At 55.0% G+C, this 20,662-nt stretch carries 17 protein-coding genes; 9 read left to right on the plus strand and 8 right to left on the minus strand.

Annotated features, from left to right (window positions below):
• The first annotated feature begins 29 nt into the window (after positions 1–29).
• Positions 30–1,955: a hybrid sensor histidine kinase/response regulator gene (locus KKW20_RS13975; protein WP_214568522.1), complete on the plus strand. Its 1,926-nt coding sequence runs from the start codon at positions 30–32 to the stop codon at positions 1,953–1,955.
• Positions 1,952–2,653 (plus strand): response regulator transcription factor, encoded by a 702-nt coding sequence (locus KKW20_RS13980; RefSeq protein ID WP_214568523.1) that lies wholly within the window; start codon positions 1,952–1,954, stop codon positions 2,651–2,653. The genes KKW20_RS13975 and KKW20_RS13980 overlap by 4 nt, the downstream gene beginning before the upstream one ends.
• A gap of 35 nt (positions 2,654–2,688) precedes the next feature.
• Here the strand turns inward: KKW20_RS13980 and KKW20_RS13985 are convergent, their stop codons facing one another.
• From KKW20_RS13985 to fdhF, 3 genes are all read right to left on the minus strand, one after another.
• Positions 2,689–3,234 (minus strand): pentapeptide repeat-containing protein, encoded by a 546-nt coding sequence (locus tag KKW20_RS13985; RefSeq protein WP_214568524.1) that lies wholly within the window; start codon positions 3,232–3,234, stop codon positions 2,689–2,691.
• 168 nt (positions 3,235–3,402) lie between these two features.
• Complete coding sequence (locus tag KKW20_RS13990; protein ID WP_214568525.1) at positions 3,403–4,407, minus strand: sterol desaturase family protein; 1,005 nt, start codon at positions 4,405–4,407, stop codon at positions 3,403–3,405.
• A gap of 90 nt (positions 4,408–4,497) precedes the next feature.
• Positions 4,498–7,248, minus strand: coding sequence for a formate dehydrogenase subunit alpha (gene fdhF, locus KKW20_RS13995; RefSeq protein ID WP_214568658.1), 2,751 nt, complete (start codon positions 7,246–7,248; stop codon positions 4,498–4,500).
• A gap of 146 nt (positions 7,249–7,394) precedes the next feature.
• Between fdhF and KKW20_RS14000 the strand changes: the two genes are divergently transcribed.
• The 7 genes from KKW20_RS14000 (at position 7,395) to KKW20_RS14030 (ending at position 12,405) form a co-directional block, all read left to right on the plus strand.
• Complete coding sequence (locus KKW20_RS14000) at positions 7,395–8,045, plus strand: histidine phosphatase family protein (protein ID WP_214568526.1); 651 nt, start codon at positions 7,395–7,397, stop codon at positions 8,043–8,045.
• An 18-nt stretch (positions 8,046–8,063) separates the two neighbouring features.
• Positions 8,064–9,119, plus strand: coding sequence for a saccharopine dehydrogenase (locus KKW20_RS14005; protein WP_214568527.1), 1,056 nt, complete (start codon positions 8,064–8,066; stop codon positions 9,117–9,119).
• Positions 9,119–9,367 carry a SemiSWEET family sugar transporter gene (locus KKW20_RS14010; RefSeq protein WP_214568528.1) on the plus strand — a complete coding sequence of 83 codons (249 nt, stop codon included), beginning with the start codon at positions 9,119–9,121 and terminating at the stop codon, positions 9,365–9,367. Before KKW20_RS14005 ends, KKW20_RS14010 begins: the two co-directional genes overlap by 1 nt.
• A gap of 13 nt (positions 9,368–9,380) precedes the next feature.
• Positions 9,381–10,511 (plus strand): saccharopine dehydrogenase family protein, encoded by a 1,131-nt coding sequence (locus KKW20_RS14015; RefSeq protein ID WP_214568529.1) that lies wholly within the window; start codon positions 9,381–9,383, stop codon positions 10,509–10,511.
• 76 nt (positions 10,512–10,587) lie between these two features.
• The gene (locus KKW20_RS14020; RefSeq protein WP_214568530.1) at positions 10,588–11,184 is read left to right on the plus strand and encodes an HD domain-containing protein; all 597 of its coding nucleotides are present in this window, start codon (positions 10,588–10,590) and stop codon (positions 11,182–11,184) included.
• A 168-nt stretch (positions 11,185–11,352) separates the two neighbouring features.
• Entirely contained in the window at positions 11,353–11,928 is a 576-nt protein-coding gene (locus KKW20_RS14025; RefSeq protein ID WP_214568531.1) for a HupE/UreJ family protein, read from the plus strand.
• Between the two features lie 267 nt (positions 11,929–12,195).
• Positions 12,196–12,405: a hypothetical protein gene (locus KKW20_RS14030; RefSeq protein WP_214568532.1), complete on the plus strand. Its 210-nt coding sequence runs from the start codon at positions 12,196–12,198 to the stop codon at positions 12,403–12,405.
• A 19-nt stretch (positions 12,406–12,424) separates the two neighbouring features.
• On the opposite strand, the gene KKW20_RS14035 is transcribed toward KKW20_RS14030, so the two are convergent.
• From KKW20_RS14035 to KKW20_RS14055, 5 genes are all read right to left on the minus strand, one after another.
• Positions 12,425–13,198 (minus strand): hypothetical protein, encoded by a 774-nt coding sequence (locus tag KKW20_RS14035; RefSeq protein WP_246534621.1) that lies wholly within the window; start codon positions 13,196–13,198, stop codon positions 12,425–12,427.
• A 182-nt stretch (positions 13,199–13,380) separates the two neighbouring features.
• Complete coding sequence (locus KKW20_RS14040; protein ID WP_214568534.1) at positions 13,381–14,763, minus strand: hypothetical protein; 1,383 nt, start codon at positions 14,761–14,763, stop codon at positions 13,381–13,383.
• Positions 14,764–14,882: 119 nt separating this feature from the next.
• Positions 14,883–16,448 carry an SAM-dependent methyltransferase gene (locus KKW20_RS14045; RefSeq protein WP_214568535.1) on the minus strand — a complete coding sequence of 522 codons (1,566 nt, stop codon included), beginning with the start codon at positions 16,446–16,448 and terminating at the stop codon, positions 14,883–14,885.
• 222 nt (positions 16,449–16,670) lie between these two features.
• On the minus strand, positions 16,671–18,950 hold the full coding sequence (locus KKW20_RS14050; protein ID WP_246534622.1) for a glycosyltransferase family 2 protein: 2,280 nt from the start codon (positions 18,948–18,950) through the stop codon (positions 16,671–16,673).
• A 197-nt stretch (positions 18,951–19,147) separates the two neighbouring features.
• A complete protein-coding gene (locus KKW20_RS14055) occupies positions 19,148–20,662 on the minus strand; it encodes a tripartite tricarboxylate transporter permease (RefSeq protein ID WP_214568536.1) in 1,515 nt (504 codons plus the stop codon).

Consider the following 20,662-nt stretch of genomic DNA (forward strand, 5'->3'; position numbering starts at 1 on the left):
CGACAAAAAGAAGAAGGGGACAAACCTTGATGCAGAATAGCAAAGAAGCCGTCGTTCTGACCCAAGCAGGGCTGAATCTTATCCAGCAAGCCCTGTCCATTTACGATCGACACCTGACATTGGTGATCGGCAATCGACAGTTTCAGGACATGTTTGACTTGCCCGATAAACTGGTGCGCCCCGGGGCTGAATTTGGCGATACAATCCGCCATCTGGCCGAGCGTGGCGATTATGGCGGCGTGGGCGACATCGACGCCTTTGTGCGTTCTCGGGTCGATCAAGCCAAGGCCTTTGTGCCCCATTACATCGAACGCACGCGCGCCAATGGTCGGGTCATTTCGGTTGAGGGCAACCCCCTGTCACAAGGCGGATGGGTCACGGTGTACACCGACATCACCCACATCAAGCGACAAGAACGCCTGTTGCGCGCCCGTTCGGAAGAACTGTCAGACCTTGTGCTCAGTCACACCGAAGAATTGGCCCAAACCAACCGCGCGCTGGAATCCACCAACAAAGCACTCGAAGAGGCCAAGCATGAGCTGACCGAGATGGAGCGCAGCACGCGTTTGACCGCCGAAATGATGCCCGCCCATATCGCACGAATTGACCAGGACCTGCACTATACTTTCTCAAACCGTCGCTTGGGAAAAGTTATTCCAGGGCGCCCCGCCGATCTGTTCGGTTTGCACGCCAGAGATGCCTTGGGGGACGAAGCTTATGTGCGGATATCCCCTTATTTTCAAAAGGCTTTCAAAGGCGAACCTTCTGTTTTTGAGTTCACGCACGAAGGATCCGGGCGGCGCATCCGTGTGGCCCTGACCCCAGATCGCGACGAGGAAAGCAGGGTCATTACCGGCATCTATGTTCTGTCCATGGACATCACCGAAGAGGCGCAATCGCGCGCCGCGCTCGCACAAACCCGGAAACGCGAACTGGCGGCCCAGCTGACCTCTGGTGTGGCGCATGACTTCGCCAACCTTCTTACCATTATTCTTGGTTTGCAAAGCCGATTGGGCACAATGGAAATCGGCGATACGGCCCAAGAATTGGTTGAGGCCACGACCGCAGCCGTCCGTCGTGGTGGCACCCTGCTTGAACGGATCGCATCAATTTCCGGTAAACGCGAAGTGCATTACGAGGCCACCCACCTCCCGGATCTATTGAAAGGTCTGGAAACGCTGACCGCGTCAACCCTTCCTGATGGGGTCAGCCTGAACATCACGGTGACCGATCTTGACGAGCCCGCAGTGCTGGATGCTGGTGCGGTGCAGGACGCGTTGTTGAATCTGATCCTTAACGCGACCCATGCCATTGGCGCGGGGCCCGGTAATATCACCCTCAGCGTGCGACCTATTCGTGAAACCTGGATTGAATTCCGTGTCACTGACACCGGGCCGGGTTTCGCAAAAGAGGCACTTCAACATGCGTTGGATCCGTTTTTCACCACCAAAGGCGGTGAGGGATCGGGCCTCGGGTTGTCAATGGTTTATGACCAGACCACAGTTGCGGGGGGGCATGTCAAAATCTTCAACGCGTCACCAAAAGGTGGGGCGGTGGTGTCCATCCGCCTGCCCCTGCGCAGACCCGCGCGCCCTATTGCGCCGCGATTGGTTCTGCTGATCGAAGACAACACTGACATTCGCGCCTCTGTTCGCGCAATGCTGACGGATATGGGGCACCAAGTGATCGAAGCGGCCTCTACCGAAGAGGCCCTTGGCTTGGTCTCATTGGACGGAATTGGGTTAATCCTGTCCGACGTTATTCTGGAAGGGCCGCAAACCGGCCCCGAATTTCTGGTGGGGCTGAAGGCCGCAGGTTTAGAAACCCCGATGCTTTTGATGACATCTTTGCCATCAGACGATGCGCGCAGGGCAAATGCGGGCTTTCCAGTTCTGCATAAGCCCTTTACCAAGGGAGAACTTGCTACATTCCTGTCTCAGGAGGTCCGCACATGACCCAACCGCTCGTGGCCATTCTCGACGACGAACCGGAAATACGCCGGATGTTGTCTGACGCGTTAGATGATGCGGGGTTCCGCACTGCATGTTATTCCCGCGCGACCGAATTCGAGGCGGCCTTAAATACCATGTCGCCAGACGTGTGTTTGGTGGATCTGGGGCTGCCAGATCGCGATGGGCTGACATTGGTCCACCGTTTGGCCCTGGAAAGCGGCGCGTCGATTATCATCATTTCGGGCCGCACACAGGTTCAAGACAAGATCACCGGTTTGGAATTGGGCGCGGATGATTACATCATCAAACCGTTTGAGGCCGCAGAGGTTGTCGCCCGCGTGCGGGCCCGTTTGCGCAGCCAAAAACCAGGTGCGCCGGTATCACAAACCGCGCAATTCAATGGATGGATTGCCCATTTCGACCGCTATGTCTTAGAGGATGACGCAGGTGGGGAAACCGCTTTTTCCCACGCTGAAGGCGAAGTGTTGCGCCTATTTCTTGACGCCCCCAACAGGTTAATTTCCCGCGCACAGATGCAGGAAAGCCTGGGCGGTGTCGCCGGTGAAAGCTTTGACCGCGCGATGGATGTGCGGATCTCGCGTTTGAGGACAAAACTGCGCGAAGACCCAAAAAACCCGCGCCTCATCAAAACGATCTATGGCGCGGGGTATATTTTTCTTGGGGATGTACGTTGGGGGTAAGACGCTAAGTCTTTTACAAAGGCCTTACGCCGCTGTTAACGGCATTCACCAATGGATCCTTCACCGCAGACATGCCCGTCAGGCCAGATGGCATTGTCCAGCTTGGCCTCAAACAGAATCACATCGGTCATTTTCGCACCAAGCAGGTTTGCCCCGCGCAAATCCGCATCAAGCAGATTCACACCGGTCAGATTGGCCATCATCAGATCTGCGCCCTGCAAGTTTACAGCATGCATGTGCGCGCCCGTCAGGTTCGCAAATGTCAGGTTTGCCCCCTCAAGGTTTGTCATATGCAGGATCGCGCGTTCCAGATTTGCCCGCGACAGGTTAGAATGATCAAGGCGCATCGTCGTCATCGACGCCCCCTCCATATCTACCCCAGACAGATCCGCATCCATCCGAATAGCCCCGGCGCATTGCGCACCCGGCGCATATTCGCAGACGGTGTTATAGTCACGATCGTTGGTGATTTCATCTGACCATGCCAATGCCCCAACGCTGGTCGCCAACACCATTGCCACCGCCACGGTGGCACGGGTTGCATACTTATTGGCTCTGCTGGTCTGTTTCACATCTTTCATCAAAGTCGTTCTCCTGTTCACGGGTGGATTGACCTTGTAATTACAGATGGAACAGGGATTGATCTTAACAGGGATCAAGTGGTTATCACATTCACTAAATCGCATACTCCCACATTGCATCGCGAAAAGATTGGAAGGTTGGTGAATGGCGCCATGCCAAATGGACGCTCACCCATCATCCTTTTGATACATTTTCTTTTTCCGGCGGCGGGTTTCCTGCGTCCCCTCTTCACTGCCATCATGAAAGGTTCCGAACCAGCGGTCCCACGGCATCTCTTGATTACCATAGTTGCATTCATAATAGCGGTGATGGAGCTGATGGTAAAACGTGCCAAGGGCAAGCCGTCGCTTATCTCGAACCAAAAGATCCTCGTACCCAGTATGGGTCATCGCAGCCCCTGGGCCCAAATAGATCACATGAAAATACAACAGGATCGGATGGGTCGGCACAACCCAGTGAATCAGCAACGACGTCAAATACAGAAAATGCTCTACCGGATGCATCGAGAACCCGGACCACGGGCCAATATTCACGTTGCGATGATGCACGGAATGCACATGCTTATAAACGCCAGGCACATGCAATAGTCGATGCACCCAGTAGAAATGAAACGCCGACCAAACCGGCAGCAACACCACCCCGACCAGAAACCAGACCGGATGCTCAGCGAGGGTGTAGGTCGGCGTGTAGCCATTTGCCATCAGCCACATCGTCAGCGCCTGAAAACCCGAAATCTGGGTCACCCCGCTGGCCAGCGACCAGAACATATTGTCCCGAACCTGATCCGAAAAGCTCCACAACCGATTGCCCTTTGCCATGTCGCGACGGTCGAATTTCAACGCCTTATTCTGTCCGCGCTTCATATAGAAATACCAATGCAGACCACCAGCGATCGCGATCATGGTCACCAAATTCACGACCCAGACCTGAGCCACCCATCCGACGGAAAACACCACAGCCTGATCCATAGACGGATAGGCGAACGCCCAAAGAACAACCGCTAGGGCAACCATCATCACCCGTTCACTTAGCATCAGCCAGTTGCGTGCAAACCAGTGCAGCAAATACCGGGGCCGGGGGGGCCATTTGAATACGGATGTATCGGCAAGCGGGAGCTCGGGGTGGTAATTCCACTCCCGGCTCATCGGCACGTCGTCAAACTGATCCTGCATTTACCGCCCTTCCTAAGCAACTACAGCTCCAGTCAAGCTGTCAGGGCGGGTATTTCTAACACGAATGCGACTTAATAACCCGAATGCGACTTAGACGGTCTCATGCTCAACTTTCTCAACCTTTACCGCCGAAAATTTCATCTCGGCAATCTTCCCATATGGGTCCAAGGCTGGGTTGGTCAGCATGTTGGCGGCCGCTTCGACATAGGCAAACGGCAGGAACACCATGTTTTCCGCCACACCATAATCAGCGCGCGCCATCACTTGGATAGACCCGCGACGGGTGGTCAGGCGCACCATCCCCCCTGGCACCACGCCCATTTCACGCAGCGTTTTCGGGTTCAGGGAACAGTTTGCCTCTGGTTCGATCGCATCCAGAACCGTGGCGCGGCGGGTCATTGAACCTGTGTGCCAATGCTCCAACTGGCGACCGGTTGTCAGCACCATTGGGTAATCCGCATCCGGCGTTTCTGCAGGCGGCAGGATGGTGGCTGGCGTGAACCTTGCCCGGCCACCGGCCCGTGGGAACCCATCGCCGAACACAACCGCTTGACCGGGGTCTTCTGGCGACAGCGACGGATATGTCACCGCATTCTGTTCTTCCAGACGGTCCCAAGTGATGTTGTTCAGTGACGGCATCACCCGGCCCATTTCAGTAAAGACTTCGCTCGGGTGCGTATAAGTCCAGCCCATGCCCATGCGATTGGCCAACTCAACCGTGATCAACCAATCTTCTTTGGCGTCACCCGCGGGTGGCACGGCGGCGCGGGTCATTTGCACTTGGCGGTTGGTGTTGGACACCGTTCCGGTTTTCTCGGCCAAGGCCGCGGCAGGCAGAACCACATCGGCGTAGCTTGCGGTCTCGGTCAGGAAGATATCCTGGCTGACCAAAAACTCCATCCGCTCCAGCGCTTCGCGCACATGGGTCACATCCGGGTCAGACATCGCCGGGTTTTCACCAAGGATATACATGCCTTTGATCTTGCGATCATGCACAGCATCCATGATTTCCACAACGGTCAGACCGGGATTGGGGTTCAACTCTTCAATGCCCCAAACCTCGCGGTACATGGCCTGCACCTCGGGGTCTTTCACCGACTTATAGTCAGGGTAGAACATCGGGATCAGACCCGCGTCTGAGGCCCCTTGCACGTTGTTTTGACCGCGCAGCGGGTGCAGCCCGGTGCCCGGACGGCCCACATTCCCGGTCATCAGCGCAAGGCTGATCAGGCAACGCGAATTATCGGTGCCGTGCACATGCTGACTGACCCCCATACCCCAGAAAATCATCCCCGCTTTGCCCTTGGCAAAGGTGCGGGCGGCGTCACGCAGATCATCCGCGGAAATCCCACAGATCGGTGCCATCTCTTCCGGCGAAAACGCCTTGAGATGTTCACGCATCGCGCCCCAATTTTCAGTATGCTCGGCGATATAGGCCTCGTCGGTCAGACCCTCTTCTGCGATCACATGCATGATTGCATTCAGCATCGAGACATCCGCCCCCGGCTTGAACTGCAACCGGTGCGTCGCAAAACGCCCCATGCCCACGCCGCGCGGATCCATCACAATCAGCTTGCCACCACGTTTGGTGAACTGTTTGAAATAGGTCGCGGCAACGGGGTGGTTTTCAATCGGGTTCGAGCCGATGACAATCGCCACGTCCGAATGCTCGATCTGGTTAAACGTCGCCGTAACAGCCCCCGACCCGACATTTTCCAACAGCGCCGACACGGATGACGCGTGACACAGGCGCGTACAGTGGTCGACGTTGTTATGCGTGAACCCTTGGCGGATAAATTTCTGGAACAGATAGGCTTCTTCATTGGTGCATTTGGCCGAACCAAACCCGGCAACCGCCTCGCCACCATGTTCATCGCGCAAGGACATCAGGCCCTTGGCCGCCACATCCAGCGCCTCATCCCAGGTTGCTTCGCGAAAGTGCGTCAGCGGATTGGCGGGGTCGATGTTCAACCCTTTTGGCGCGCCCTCTTTGCGGATCAGCGGCTTGGTCAGGCGATGCGGGTGATTGATGTAGTCAAAGCCAAAACGGCCTTTGACGCACAGACGCCCTTCGTTTGCCGGACCATTGATGCCCTCGGCATAGACCACTTTGTCGTCCTTCACGCGCAAGCTGACCTGACAGCCAACACCGCAGAAGGGGCAAATGCTTTCAACTTCTTTGTCGAAATCAGAGGTGTCTTTCACCTTGGCAGGCATCAGCGCACCGGTTGGGCAGGCCTGAACACATTCGCCGCAAGCCACACAGGTCGAGGCGCCCATGGGATCATTGATGTCAAAAACCGGATAGGCGTTGTGCCCACGACCGGCCATGCCGATCACATCGTTCACCTGCACTTCGCGGCAGGCCCGCACGCAGAGGTTACATTGAATGCAGGCATCCAAATTCACGCTCATCGCGACGTGGCTGTCATCCAACAGCGGCACACGACCTTCTTCAAGCTTGGGGAAACGACTTTCCGTCACGCCATTCAGATCAGCCATATCCCAAAAATGCGCAGAGGAATCATGGGCGTCTTTCGGCTGGTCCGCGACCAGAAGCTCAACCACCATTTTACGCGCGGTTTTGGCACGGGCGTTGTCAGTGATCACAACCATACCCTCGGCAGGTTCGCGAATGCACGAGGCCGCCAGGACCCGCTCGCCTTCAATCTCAACCACGCAGGCGCGACAATTGCCGTCGGACCGCAAATCAGGCACGTTATCTTTGTGACACAGGTGCGGAATCAGCGTGCCTTCACGCTTTGCCACATCCCAGATGCTTTCGCCCGCGTGCGCAATAACTTCGCGCCCGTCCAGAGTGAATTTGACCTCGACCGTCATCGGAACCTCCAACATTTCAGACCTTAGTATAAACCACGCGCGACGCGAGGTCAGTTCTTCAATCACGACATAAGCTGGGGTTTTTGCGCCAGCCCCCTTTTAAGATTGGATCCAATTGGCTAGCAATGAGCCAAGAGGAGCACGGCATGCCGCAAATCACCCTAATCCGCCATGGACAGGCCAACACAACCGCAACCGATGAAGCCGGGTATGACAACCTGTCTGATCTGGGCCGTCAGCAGGCCCGTTGGCTTGGCCAGTACATGCGGGATCATGGGCAGGAATTCGACAAGATTTATGCAGGGTCTTTGAACCGCCAACAGCAAACCGCGCAAGAATGGGGCGCCCCGGAAATCATCTGTGATGAACGCTTAAACGAGTTCTCGTATTACGATATTTCCACCGCCATGCACGCAGAGTTTGACCTGCCCCGCCCCACCAATCGCGACGAATTCATCGCCCATATGCCGCTGGTGTTTTCCGCGTGGCAAGATGGTCACCTGACCGGAGATTTCGAAACCTTCCACGATTTCCAGCAACGGGTTGAGGATGCGCTGTTGGAAATCGCATCACGCGGCGAACGCGCGGCTGTATTCACCTCTGGCGGGGTGATTGGCATGGCTATTCGCATCACAATGGGGTTGGATACAGGTACGTTTACGCGACTTATGCTGTCCATCCACAACAGCTCGGTCCATAATTTGCTGCGACTCGGGGCAAATCTTTCGCTGACCGGCTTTAATGCCATCCCGCATTTGGCGCATCCCGATCGCCACCACGCACAGACTTATATTTGATATCCAAAGGACCCCCTCATGACACATCTCTGGGTTCGCGCCGAACAGCGCCCAAACGAAGACCGCGTTGGCCTTACGCCCGAAGGCGCCAAAGCCCTCATTGACGCGGGGATCCGTGTGACCGTTGAAAAAAGCACGGTGCGCGCCATTGGCATCGAAGGGTATGAAGCCGCAGGGTGCGAAATCGCCGCTGAAAACAGTTGGCCCGATGCACCGCTGGACGCCATTATCTTTGGCCTGAAGGAATTGCCCGAAGACGGCACCCCCCTGCGCCATAAACACATCATGTTTGGGCACGCCTTCAAAGGGCAACACTCGGGTCGCGCGCTGCTTGAGCGGTTTAAAACGGGCGGTGGCACGCTTTATGATCTTGAATATCTGGTGGATGAAAACGGGCGGCGCGTGGCCGCTTTTGGCTATTGGGCAGGGTTTGCGGGAGCGGCGGTGACGCTGAAAGCCTGGGCCGCACAGCAACGCGGTGAGCTTTGCGGTTCGGTTGGCGCGTATTCCGGGAAAGACGCTTTGCTTGGCGAGTTGAAAGCCGAGCTGGATGCAACCGGCGCCCCCCGTCCCACTGCAATTGTCATCGGCGCTTTAGGGCGTGTGGGCACAGGTGCCACGGACCTGATGACCGCGATGGGCATGGCTGTGACCAAATGGGACATGGCGGAAACCGCAAGCGGCGGACCCTTTCCAGAAATTCTGGAACATGACATCTTTATCAACTGCATTCTGGCAGGCCCACAAACCCCGGTTTTTGTCCCGCGTGAGGCCAAGACAGCCGAACGCAAACTGACCGCAATTGGTGATGTGGCCTGTGACCCTGACAGCGATTACAACCCAGTGCCGGTTTATAACAAGGCCACAAGCTGGGCTGAGCCCGCATTGCGTGTGGCGGAGGATCCGGTGCTTGACGTGATGGCCATTGATAACTTGCCCTCAATGCTTCCCGTAGAAAGCTCGCATGACTACGCGGGGCAATTGTTGCCAAGCCTCGCTGGCTTAACAGACCTGAATTCTGGTGTGTGGGCGCGTGCTGAGGCCACCTTTCTTCAACACATGAAGGATCTGTGATGGAAGAGCTTGTGGGGGCAGCCGCAGCCATTGTCAGCACAATCTGCTGGCTGCCCCAAACCCTTAAAACATGGCGTACTCGTGAAACCAAAGATCTGTCGCTTCCGGCCAACCTATTGATCTTTTTCTCCATTTCTCTTTGGTTGATCTATGGGTTGATGCTGGGGGCTTGGCCCCTGATTGCGGCCAATGCCATCGCGGTGATCTTGGTTGGCGCCATCGTCGCGGCAAAACTGAAATTCGGTTAAAAGGACAAATACTATGACAATCCACTGGTGTGGCACCGGCCTGTCGGCCATCCCCGGACTGCGTCGCCTGATTGATTTGGGCCACGATGTTGTGGTCTGGAACCGCACAATCGCCAAAGCCGAAGAGGCCGTTGGCGACGTGGCAAAGGACATCCGCGCGTTTGACATCCAAGCCTTGGCGGATGCCCTGAAACCCGGCGATATCGCGGTGTCGATGCTGCCTGGGGATCTCCATGTCCCGGTTGCAAAAATCTGCCTTGAAAACGGCGCGAATTTTGTCTCTTCAAGCTATATTGCCCCCGAGATGCGCGCGCTGGATGCGCAATTCAAAGCGGCGGGCTTATGCTCGGTGAACGAGGTTGGCCTTGACCCCGGCATTGATCACCTGATGGCGCATTGGCTGGTCGCAGATTACCGCGCATCTGAGGCCTATGACCCAAGCTTGCCGATTGGTTTCCGGTCCTATTGCGGTGGCGTGCCGAAGCACGCAAACCCTTTTCGGTATAAATTCAGTTGGTCGCCTTTGGGGGTACTCAAGGCGCTGCGCTCGCCGTCACGCTCGATCAAAGATGGCAAGCCCTTTGACGTCGCGCGCCCTTGGGATGCGATTTCATCTTATGCTGCCCCCTTGGCGCAGGCGGAAAGCTTTGAGGTTTATCCAAACCGCGACTCGCTTCCGTTCATGCAAGAATACGGGTTTGACCCTGACTGGAATGTGGATCTGTTTGTGCGCGGCACCCTGCGTCTCAATGGTTGGACCGAGGCGTGGAAAGATGTGTTTGCCGAAGTGGAAACCCTGGAAGGCTCCGCGGGGGACGCCCGCCTGAAAGAGATGTCAGATCAATTCTGGGACGAAAACTCCTATGACGAAGGAGAGCCGGATCGTGTGATCATGTGTGTCGAACTGAAAGCTGGCGATGCCTATCACAAAACCTATGTGATGGACGCTTGGGGGGATGCGCGCGGCACGGCCATGGCCCGCTTGGTGTCTGTTCCTGTTTCCTTGGCGATTGAGGCGGTTTTGGCCGGAAGCATTGCCCCCGGCGTCACAGCCGCGCCATCTGATCTGGGGTTGATTGATACATGGATGGCCGAAGTGCGTAAGCTGGCACAGCACGTCAACGTCGTGGATCACACCACTTAACGCGACATATTCGCGTCGTAAAACATGCAGCATGGCGGGGTTTGCCTGTTAAACTTTCTGAAAACAGGAGGCCGCCATGCTGGAAAAACCATCCCCGTCCACGCCCATTTGGACCAGTTTTGAGACCGCCACAAAAGAGGATTTCCTCGCTGTGATGGCATATGACGAGGCTTATGCAAACGCTTTGCCTGACCGGATCCTGACCGCGATGAAGGATCTGGATGAAGAGATCACACCCTATCCGATCAACCGCTATCAACACTCGTTGCAATCCGCCACGCGGGCGCATGAAGCAGGCGAACCAGAGGATCTGGTGGTTGCCGCGTTGATCCACGATCTTGGCGACACGCTGTCGCCGTTCAACCACGGTGAACTCGCCGCCGCCATCGTGAAACCCTATGTGTCTGAACGCGCCCACTGGATCCTAAAACATCACTGCGTGTTTCAAGGCTATTATTACAATCACCACCTTGGCGGGGATCGCCATGCGCGTGAGAAATACAAAGACAGCCCGCATTATGACGCCTGTGTCAGGTTCTGCCACGACTACGATCAATGCTCATTTGACCCGGATTACCCGACGAAACCGTTAGCGTTTTTTGAACCCATGCTGCGCCGCGTATTCAGCCGCACCGAGGGACATATGGAGTTGAATGAGGTGCGAGAGGGATAACACCCCCGCCCGTAAGTCATTGGGAATTTGCCCGACGCGCTGAAATAAACTCCAACGAAACGCCTTTGTGTGATTGCGCGCTTGGGCGAATGGGTGTTCTTAGGTGGTCTGATCAACCATGGATACGACTCAAACGAGGTGTCCGGTTCACCCAAACAAGGAACCACAATGAAACGCATATTTTTGACCCTTATGGCGACGCTCGCAGCCAGCCCTGCGCTTGCCCACCTGAACCCCGACGAGCACGGCTCATTCATGGCTGGGCTGTCGCATCCTGTGTTTGGACTCGATCACATATTGGCGATGATTGCGGTTGGTCTGTGGGCTGCGTCCCTTGGGGGACGTGCAATCTGGGCTCTTCCCAGCGCATTCGTGGCCGCAATGGTACTTGGGTTCGGCGTCGCGGTGGCTGGCGTCCTTCTTCCGTTTGTCGAACCAATCATCCTCCTCTCCGTTTTTGCGCTCGGGCTTACGGTGGCATTTGCAATTCGCCTCCCGGCGACAGCAGCGGCGAGCATCGTGGCGGTCTTTGGCCTGTTCCACGGATTTGCCCACGGCGGCGAATTGGGGTCAGCAGGTGCAGTTGCATTTGGTGCAGGGTTTGCGCTGGCTGCGGCCATACTTCATGCCTTTGGCATCAGCATCGCCGTGATTACAGGTCAGAGCCTTTCAAACAGCAAGCTAATGCGCAGCCTTGGTTGGGCAACGGCTTTTGGCGGCTTGTGGATCGCCAGCGGCGGCTAAAGCGCGACCAACACGCGGCGAAAGCATCACAAGTGTCAGTCTATTTGCGCACCTTGCGTCCGTTCGTCCGGACAGTCCGTGAACGCTGTCGCGTCCCGCGCCCGGAAAACCCTAGTGGATGACGTAAATGTTGAAGATCGCGGTTGCATGGACAATCGGGCCACAGCGCTTCGGCCCCAAACGACATGAATGCCATTCTTGTCGCTGCTGGGTTTGTGCACGCCATGTGCAAGATACAGGACGGGCTTACCACAGGGAGATCCGGCCGTGATATGGGCAAAAACCCTTGTGCCGAACCAAGCCGTCAGCAAGGTTGCTTTCGGTACCCAAGCAGGTTTCTTTGCAGAACTCGGTTTCCCGGTCATTGTCATGGGGCCGGGCGATATGGCACGAGAGGAGCACAAACCAGACGAAGGGTTGGACCTGTCGCAACGCGGCACTTGTGACCGGATGATGAAAAACTGCTGCAGGAATTGACGCCGTAAATGCGTAGAATTCAGGAAATAAAGGTGATTTCCGGCATGCGTTCAAGGATCGCGATATCATCGAGATAGACATCCGTCATGTCGTCAACGAAATGTTGCGACCAGCCGGGCAAATCAATTTCTTCTTCAACGGCCTCTTCTGAATGGAAGTATTTCAGAAACAACGACTGCACTTGAACACGCTGTGCTTCGGTCAATTCAGGCCGCTCTGCCAGATAGTTTTCCAACCGCTGCATACCCTGTTCAGACATGACCTTTTGCAGAATATCATGTTCGCCCGCGAACCTGAATGTCGATGTAATGCCGGCAACTTTCTTCAAAACTTTCGGCCAGATCAACGGCGTGTCTTCATTGCACCAAACGGTGATCGGGCAATCTGGATTATCTGCCAGAATATCTTTTACCACCTGCGACCAACGCAAATTCAGAAGATCGGCACCCCCGGTAAATTCTTCCCATGTTTTTTGCGTTTGTGATTGAAAAACCGCAGGGACAAACGTCGCAGGATTGCGAATACCCAGAAATAATTCACAGCGATTTTGGCGAAACAACTCGCGCAACTCACCCGTGTTCCGGCCCGCATTTTGATAAATGCGCCCGCCATTCAGCATCCAAGCAGGGACCCCCAAAAAACTGGGGTCCGTTAAAATGAGACGGGAAACCTTCTGCTTTTTGATAATTCTGGCCAATAGAGCTTCACGCTCTTCATCCGTGACATATTCTTTGGTCTGCTTTTCCAAAAGCCGCCCGACGTCCTTTTTGTAGGTTCCGGGGCGTCGGATCATGACACCAAGAGCGGACAGGGCTTTCACATCTTTTCGAAGTGACCAGGTCAACTGGCCGTTATCAGTGTGTGGCGCTCCGACATGAACCGCTATGGAAACGTCTCGCAATTTTTTAGCTGCATCAGTTTCTGCCACAATTTCCCCCATCACAGGCTTTCAACGTCGACGCATCAGGATTTCCCTTACGCCAGTCGTTTTAACATCCGGCGGAAATACACGTCATCGCGCTGGCGTAATATATGTCGACAAACCTGTTTGGCAAGGGCGGGGTGCCCGCGATCCAGGGCGAGGTTGGCAAGCTCGCGTTGGAACCTTGGAAAGGTATGACGCGCGCGCAATAGCCCATGAAATTCATGCGCTGTCAGATCGCCAGCAATCGCTTTTCGGGCAATGGTCTGCAAAGCCCCCATCTGGGACAAGGATGACCCCAAACGGTGCCCCAGCAAAGGACAGCGCCAGAAGGTCACATTGTCCCCGGTATACCGTGCGGCGTGGGCGGCATCGGGGCGCACATATGGGTCGAACATGATGTGCACGTCTTTTGCGGCTTGGCTCGAGATCGAAGCATCGCCGAAGGGGCCGGAAAAATCACGCGACCACGCCTTTTTGTAACGCATTTCCCACGGCACAATGGACTTATCCAGTGTCGATTGCGGACTGATGGCAAATACCGTCGATCCTGGGGCGGCGGCAGAATAGGCCGCTGCGGCATAGCCACCCATCGAGGCACCGTAAAACACCACCCGCTTGAATTTGGCAAAAAAGCCACTGTCGCGCAGTTCGATGAACTTCTGTGACACCTCATCGCCGCGAAACCATGTCCAGCCCTTGGCCATCACGCCCAACATCGACCAGCCTTGCGCCTCGATAAAACTAAATCCCCAAGGGCGGCGATCATCCCGTTTTGTCATCGCAATGTCGAGATTGTCAAACGTCACCACAAGCGTATCGCTGCGCTGGATGAACAAAAATGAATGCTCGCCCAGATCTGAAAAGAAACCCTCGTTTCCAGCCAGTTCCACCGCGACTTTTGACCATTCACCTGCGGGCTCATCGACCGGATCATCCTGCGGTTCGACCGACATCACAGCCACCCGATTGCCCTGCGCTGTCTCTATCGGCAGCGTATTGCAAGACCCATAGGTGTTCAGGAACGGATAGCTTCCAGATCCTTTGCGGATCTCCATCACCAGCCGACTTTCGGAATGTAATCCACGTCCCAAAATGCGTTTGAGCTTTTGCACCTTCCCGCGGACCCCAAAACCATTGAGTGAGGCCAGGACATCATAGGGTTTTAGCGCCTTGCGGTTGGTCACAAAGACCACGGCATCATCTTCGATCCCCGCATCCCTTACTGCCGACAAATAGCCATCCCGCGCTTGCGGATCAGGTTCAATAAACCGGCCATCGCTGTCCACGCAAAGAACATCAATCTGCACCCCGTAACGTTGGTGCAACGCGATGGCCAGATCAGGGGCCTGACCATTGATGTCCGCAAAGCTGCGAACATCATCCAGATCCAGTGCACCAAGCGCCGCGTCGGTTATCAATTGTACATTATTCATTTCGTTATACTCGCCGCTTGAAGGTGCCAGAGCAGCCCTTGTCATGAGAGGGCCGCCCGCTAGAATTCAACACTATGACCTAGGTCTAGACAAAGCGAACAAAGGCTTGAACCTTTCCGCTAGGGATGTCGCACCCGCGCCAGCACCGTAGAGCTTTTCCCATGCTTTCCTAAAACGCTGACCTCACCGTATTTTTTCAACACGCTGATCCCCCCGGACCCTTTGCGCACATCAAGCACAATGGCGCCGCCGTCGGTCACTTGGTCCTTAAAAAGCGCGTCATAGGTGTTGATCGGATAATGGAAACCACAAGAGGCCAAGCTGATCACCAGATCAAATTTTCCGGCCTCATCCGTGCTTTCTGTCGTTGGATTAAGTGTGGTGATCTTATCCGCAGGAACGCCGTTTCCCTCAAGAAACTCTCGCGCTTTTTGCAAGTTGGAAAACCCGGCCCCGGTGCTTTGAAGCCCGTAATGGCGCTTTTCACTCGTTTCAATATCAAACAACACAATGTCACAGCCATATCGCCGATAAAGAACAAGGTCCGCAAAAGCATAACCGCATCCGATATCCGCGAGCCGCTGTGGCTTGATGTCATCAACAGCCGCAGTAAAGTGCCCGCATTCACGCTCCGCAATTCGAAACACGCTGTGAAGTGTTTGCTCACGATGCTCTTTAGCGTAGCTCAACAGCGGTTTGTCATTGCCCGACATCCAGTCTTTGATCTGATCTCTGGCCGAGGCACCTTCCGAGCGTTGCAAAATGAGATTGGCCACATCAGCATCACCAAGCATCGAAAAATCAAGGTCTTCCAGCTTAATCTCGCTCGCAACCTCTTCCGTTTTTTTGGCCTTCGCCACCATCATATGCTGTGTCTTATACGGATCAATTTCGTGCTTTTTCAGCAGCTCATGAACATAGCAGCCTTCCGCCGGGACACCGCCATATTTCGCAGCAATATTCCGGAAACGACGCCCCCAGAAATGGATCGACAGCGTATCTTCCTTGATCATGTTTCTGGTTTGATTGATGCGGTTCGGGTTTAACGTCGCCCCCGCTATTCTGAATGGCACTGGATAAATGACATGTCCCGGCTGCGAGTGGCGGATTTCTCCTGTGTCCTTCAAGAACCACGACAGCGCGTCTGGCCCCCACACGCCCCACGGCAACAGCGATACATGCTCACCCTCACCTTTGGCTTTACGCGCGCGCAACTCGTCTTGCTTTGCGTCTCGATACCAAGGGGGAATAGGATATTCATCGCTGGTGAATTTCATCATCGCCTTCAGCGTTTTGGACGACTTGGGCAACCGCAATACCCCGTTGTTCACCTGCGGTATCTTATCTGAAATCCAGCCGTGAAAATGCTTGCCTTTCAGCTTCCATGGCTGACAACAAAACGCATCTGTATCGGCCCAGACATAGTCCGTCTGATAAAGCATATGCAGCCGGAACACATCCGCATGATAGGCGGGGCTGCCGGTTTTGGCGTGGCGGATAATATTGTCAGCGGGCAGGATGTCATTGGCGTCTTGCTGGCGCACACCATCTGGGATGCCTTTCACCTCATCATAGGTGAACAAAATGACCTCGTGGCCGTGATCAACGAAGGATTTAAGACAGAGCTGTTCCAACCAGCTCAGCTCTTCCCCCACCCAAAGCGATGCAATGGTCGGAAGTGCCATTGGTGTCTGCCTCCTCAACTCGCAACTTGCGGTCATTTTTGACCGTAATTTCATGCCCTTCGCGGGCAGGACTTACAATTTTCTAACGACCCGAATGCATTCTTGTCAATGCGCCCGCCGCCCCAGTCACGCCAACAGTGCGCCCATTTCTGGGGTATTGGTGCAAATATGCAAACACTGGCAGAGACCCGCTTTTGCCACATATGTCTAATCCAAAAGGCCTTAATGGTTGGTTTCGCCCTTCTCAACCGTAAACCAAAAATCATCACCGGGCTCATGGTCCGCAATCTCATCCGGAATGACGGCTGGACCCGACAAAAACACATTGGCCCCAAAATGGGCGTGCATTCGAGACAGGCGCTTCAACTTGCGGCTGGTCAGAATGTCAAACAGCTCAAGAAAATCTTCACGGGTTTTTAGCTCTTCGATTTTATCCCGGTGCATTTTGACCGAATGGGCGTGGGCCGCTGCAATATCCGGGTCAGACAAAAGTCGGTCCATTTCTGCGCGTACGGCCGGGACCATCCGTTTGATCGAGGTTGCTTCCTCGGCGTTGTTGTTCATTCGAAACCAGTAAGACAGCCCCTGATCCCGATCCACATGGTTCACCCGACCGCGATCTCGTTTGACCAAAAAGCTCTCGGCACTGCGCACCGCATAGTGATTGAGTTGCACCAAATCATAGCCATAGGTCGTCATGGAACAGCGCCAGCCATTGCGAAACATGCTGGGCGGCATGTCTTTTCCTGAGCCGTTCACCCAACGAATGTCTTCCCACAACTGCGGTTTCAGCCCCTTCGGTCGATGCACCCCCAGCTTCTTGAAAATCCCGACATTGCGAAACAGCGTTTTAAACCCCCAGGCCTGATGCGGTTTTCGGGTCACTTCAAAAGCGCAGCGATCAAAGGCTTCGATCATCAGTTCATCTTTGAAATCGCGCACATCGTTGTTCCCAAAAAGGCGCCAAGTCATTGAAATCATATTGGCATCTCCGACCGATTTAAACAGGTCAGGCAAACGCCCATCGCCACATTTCACATTGATGAACTCATCCACATCCATACAGACCAGCCAGTCAGAGTTGCGAATGACCGGTTCATCATCAGCCGCTTGCAAGGCGGCATGCTGCGGTTTCAGATCACTGTCACGGAATGGGTTGTCACGGTGCTGAACAATGCCCTTTTCCTGCAACATATCCAGCATCGTATCGGTGCCATCCGTGCAGTCATTCGTATAAACCAGAAAATCATCCACCCCGATGACCCGGTGATAGGCGAGCCATTCCAAAATGAACGGACCCTCGTTTTTCATCGTGGTGACAATGGTCGTCTTCAGCGTCTTGTTTTTGGATCTCTCAAGCTTTTCTTCGGGAATACGCACCGGCTTGCTGGCAAAATAGCCTGTGGCCAGATCCAACAGAACATCAGCCTCAACCAGGCTGGTTTTTGGCACAATTTTGGACACAGAGTCCGTTGGGTGACGCAAAGCCATAAAACGATAAAAGGGCACTGTCGCACCAGGATCGGGTTCAGCGCCCACAACGCGGATCAACCGCCAGATTGCCCGTTTCCCAAGTTTTTTCGGGGCGATGCACCAACGCTTGCGAACTGCATTTGAATCAAATTGCAAACAAATATGATCCGCAAAGCTGGCCACATCTCCGACGCGGACACGCCAAGGATACGCTTGCCGCCCTTCAAGCACCACATAACCAGTGCGCGAGGTTGCGGCCAAATCAAACACAGATGCCCCGTCAGGCCCAATGATCAAATCAAATAAATCGACATTGGCAACCGCCCGCGCCCCGGACAGAAACCGCGCGCGCATGATTTCGTAGACGATCATCTCGCCCAGCGGGGATGTCCACGGATCGGCGGCGGGAATTCGCATCCGATCTTTTCCCGGCGCGCCATGCACGTTGTAAGGGTGCGCTTCGTCCGGCAAATCACCTTTGCCAAGCGGCACGTCGGAATGCACAACAAGCAACTGTTCCAAGCCGCCCAACTGACCAATCTCTCGGGATAAGGCCGCGCTAAACTCAGCACTGTCCTTGGGCTTTGCACGGTCAACAATCACAACCCCCTGCATCCCGTGTTGCGCGATGTGATAGCGAACCCACTCCACCGTCGTTTCAACGGTCTCGCCATTGCGAACCGCAATCAAAACATTCAAATCACGAAACAATTCCGTTTCGTTCTCACTCAGAGTTATCTCTTTTCTCTGACCTTGCAACTCGATGAAAACCCGATCACATACGCTTGCGTATACGAGGTCCACCACAGGTGCGCCGCCAAAATTATGGACGACCATTTTCTGTGGCTCGGGAGAGACCTGAAGCCCGTCAATCTTGGACCGGGATGCAAAGACCAAACGCACAACCCGCCGGTCGTCGAATTCGGTTTCAACAGCGTCCAGCAACACCGCCTTTTCAAAGGTGCAAACCCTTAGTTTGCGTTCCATCCATGATGCGGAATCATCGTTGGTGCTTTGCCCGGAAGTCATACTCGATTGCTCTTTTGCCAATTTCTTTTTGTACATACGGCGGAAACAACGCGCGCATGATACGTTTATAGCAGCATGTTTGCCCGTGGGGCCACTGGGCGCAATGGGGAAAATTCCTCTCGCGTAATCTCACCACAGAAAACGCCGCCACAGGCATGTGCTGTGGCGGCGTCAGCTCTGTTCAAATCGCAGGCGGATCAATCCGCGTCGGCAACCCCTTCGGCCCGCAACCGCGCCCGGCGCGCCCGATAGCTGGGTAAAATCACCAACAGACTGGCCAGGCCCAGCAGGCCCATGGTCATCGGACGTTCAAGGATAAATCCGATGCCATCATAAAGTTGCATCGACCGGGCAAAGTTATCTTCTAGCATCGAGCCCAGGATGAACCCAATCAACAGCGGCGCCAGCGGATAATCCGCAAACCGAAGCACTGTGGCGGCCACCCCAAGCCCCACAAGGATCAAAAGTTCCGTCGCGTTGTTCTGGCCGATATAGGCCCCCATCAGGGTGAAAAACAGGATGAAAGGGATCAGGAAGGTGCGCGGCACGGCCAACACTTTAGCGATATAGGGGATCAGCGGCAGGTTCAGGATCAACAAGATCACATTGCCAACATACATCGAAATGATCACCGCCCAGAAAATCTCGGGCTGATCAATCATAAGACGCGGACCGGGCGATACATTTAGCGCAATGAGCGCACCCAACAAAATCGCCGTGGTGCCAGACCCCGGAATACCCAATGTCAAAAGCGGTACAAACGACCCGGTACAGGCCGCGTTATTGGCACTTTCCGGCGCAGCAAGCCCCTTGATCGAGCCTTTACCAAACTGTTCCTGTTCTTCCTTCGGGGCAATATTCCGTTCAACCGCATAGCCAAGGAAGGACGCAATGGTGGCGCCCGCGCCGGGCAGAACACCGATCAAGAACCCTTGGATCGACTGACGGCCAATGACGGGCGCGATGGATTTCGCTTCTGCCTTGGTGATACGCAGGTCTTTGATTTCACCGCCTGTGTCAGAGTTGGACCGGCTTGGGTCAAGCACCAGATAGATCGCTTCTGGCAAGGCGAACATTGCCATCGCCAATGTGATAAATCCAAAACCAGACTGAAGATCCATAACCCCCATCGTAAAGCGTGGCATGTTGAACAGCGCGCCTTCGCCCACTGTCGCCATCATCAGCCCCACAAAGGTCATCAACAGCGCCTTGGCCACCTGTCCGGTGCCGGCAAAAGCGGCGATTGCAGACAGGCCCACCACCATCAGGGCGAAATACTCGGCCGAGTGAAACAAGAGCGCAACGGAGGCCAGCGCCGGCGCAAAGATCATCAACAGGATGGCACCGATTGTGCCCCCGCAGAAGGACGCAATTGCAGCCACCGTCAGTGCCTTTCCCGCCTTACCCTGACGCGCAAGCGGATAGCCATCAAAGCTGGTCGCCACGGTCGAGGCCACCCCCGGCGCATTGATCAGGATCGACGACGTAGATCCACCAAAAATCGCGCCGTAATAGACCCCAGCCAGCAAGATCAAAGCCGCAGAAGGATCACCAATAGAAATCGCCACGGGGATCATAATCGCGATGATCGACATCGGCCCAAGCCCCGGCAACATGCCGATAAATGTCCCGATCAGACAGCCGCCAATGACCATCAAAAGGTTGGAAATGGAAAACGCGGTGCTAAGACCAACAAGAATACCTTCTAACAT

The organism is Aliiroseovarius lamellibrachiae, assembly GCF_018599245.1.
GTDB classification, from domain to species: Bacteria; Pseudomonadota; Alphaproteobacteria; order Rhodobacterales; family Rhodobacteraceae; genus Aliiroseovarius; species Aliiroseovarius lamellibrachiae.

What these genes read in the sequence shown, in the direction of transcription:
- KKW20_RS14000 (WP_214568526.1), top strand. Translation starts at nt 7,395, where the DNA reads ATGCCGCAAATCACCCTAATCCGCCATGGACAGGCCAACACAACCGCA.
- KKW20_RS14020 (WP_214568530.1), top strand. Translation starts at nt 10,588, where the DNA reads ATGCTGGAAAAACCATCCCCGTCCACGCCCATTTGGACCAGTTTTGAG.
- KKW20_RS14055 (WP_214568536.1), bottom strand. Translation starts at nt 20,662, where the DNA reads ATGTTAGAAGGTATTCTTGTTGGTCTTAGCACCGCGTTTTCCATTTCC.
- KKW20_RS14050 (WP_246534622.1), bottom strand. Translation starts at nt 18,950, where the DNA reads ATGACTTCCGGGCAAAGCACCAACGATGATTCCGCATCATGGATGGAA.
- KKW20_RS14010 (WP_214568528.1), top strand. Translation starts at nt 9,119, where the DNA reads ATGGAAGAGCTTGTGGGGGCAGCCGCAGCCATTGTCAGCACAATCTGC.
- KKW20_RS14040 (WP_214568534.1), bottom strand. Translation starts at nt 14,763, where the DNA reads ATGAATAATGTACAATTGATAACCGACGCGGCGCTTGGTGCACTGGAT.
- fdhF (WP_214568658.1), bottom strand. Translation starts at nt 7,248, where the DNA reads ATGACGGTCGAGGTCAAATTCACTCTGGACGGGCGCGAAGTTATTGCG.
- KKW20_RS13990 (WP_214568525.1), bottom strand. Translation starts at nt 4,407, where the DNA reads ATGCAGGATCAGTTTGACGACGTGCCGATGAGCCGGGAGTGGAATTAC.
- KKW20_RS14035 (WP_246534621.1), bottom strand. Translation starts at nt 13,198, where the DNA reads ATGATCCGACGCCCCGGAACCTACAAAAAGGACGTCGGGCGGCTTTTG.
- KKW20_RS13985 (WP_214568524.1), bottom strand. Translation starts at nt 3,234, where the DNA reads ATGAAAGATGTGAAACAGACCAGCAGAGCCAATAAGTATGCAACCCGT.
- KKW20_RS14005 (WP_214568527.1), top strand. Translation starts at nt 8,064, where the DNA reads ATGACACATCTCTGGGTTCGCGCCGAACAGCGCCCAAACGAAGACCGC.
- KKW20_RS14045 (WP_214568535.1), bottom strand. Translation starts at nt 16,448, where the DNA reads ATGGCACTTCCGACCATTGCATCGCTTTGGGTGGGGGAAGAGCTGAGC.
- KKW20_RS14015 (WP_214568529.1), top strand. Translation starts at nt 9,381, where the DNA reads ATGACAATCCACTGGTGTGGCACCGGCCTGTCGGCCATCCCCGGACTG.
- KKW20_RS13975 (WP_214568522.1), top strand. Translation starts at nt 30, where the DNA reads ATGCAGAATAGCAAAGAAGCCGTCGTTCTGACCCAAGCAGGGCTGAAT.
- KKW20_RS13980 (WP_214568523.1), top strand. Translation starts at nt 1,952, where the DNA reads ATGACCCAACCGCTCGTGGCCATTCTCGACGACGAACCGGAAATACGC.
- KKW20_RS14025 (WP_214568531.1), top strand. Translation starts at nt 11,353, where the DNA reads ATGAAACGCATATTTTTGACCCTTATGGCGACGCTCGCAGCCAGCCCT.